Source organism: Streptomyces katrae (genome assembly GCF_000966975.1).
Classification (GTDB): domain Bacteria; phylum Actinomycetota; class Actinomycetes; order Streptomycetales; family Streptomycetaceae; genus Streptomyces; species Streptomyces katrae.
Window position 1 is genome coordinate 1 of sequence record NZ_JZWV01000733.1, and the last position, 440, is coordinate 440.

1 protein-coding gene is annotated in these 440 nt (G+C 76.8%); it reads right to left on the reverse strand.

The genetic code is table 11. The features are described 5' to 3' along the window. Positions 1-228, reverse strand: a 228-nt coding sequence (locus VR44_RS25380; RefSeq protein WP_045949913.1) for a hypothetical protein, incomplete at its 3' end; no start/stop codon positions are given. Positions 229-440 lie beyond the last annotated feature (212 nt).

Genomic DNA, 440 nt, shown 5'->3' on the forward strand with positions numbered 1-440 from the left:
GGAGGAGGTCGGGGCGCCGGCCAGGATGAACAGGTCGCCGAGGTCGACCAGATCGGCCACCTCGGGCAGGCTCGGCACCACGGCGTGCGCGGCCTGCGGGGCCAGGGCGTCGGCACCGGCGCGGGTGACGAGGGCCAGGGTCGGGGCCGCGACGAGGTAGGTCAGGAAGGACCGGCGGCTCTGCCCGGCCCCGTCGCGCCCCGCCGGCGCACTGGTCTCTTCGGCCATCTGGTCCTGCCCCCCGCCCTCCCCCGGCCCGCTCGTGGAGAAGCGGACCGCCCCGGCTCGTTACCGACACGTAGGGTAGCGATCACGCGGTGGGGTGGGAAGCGGAAGTGACGTGCGGGGTCCTTCGTTCGAGTGGTGCCCCGGACGGGGCCCCGCCCCCGCCCGCCGGCGGCCCCGCCGGGCCACGGGCCTCGTACGTCTCGTCCGCACGA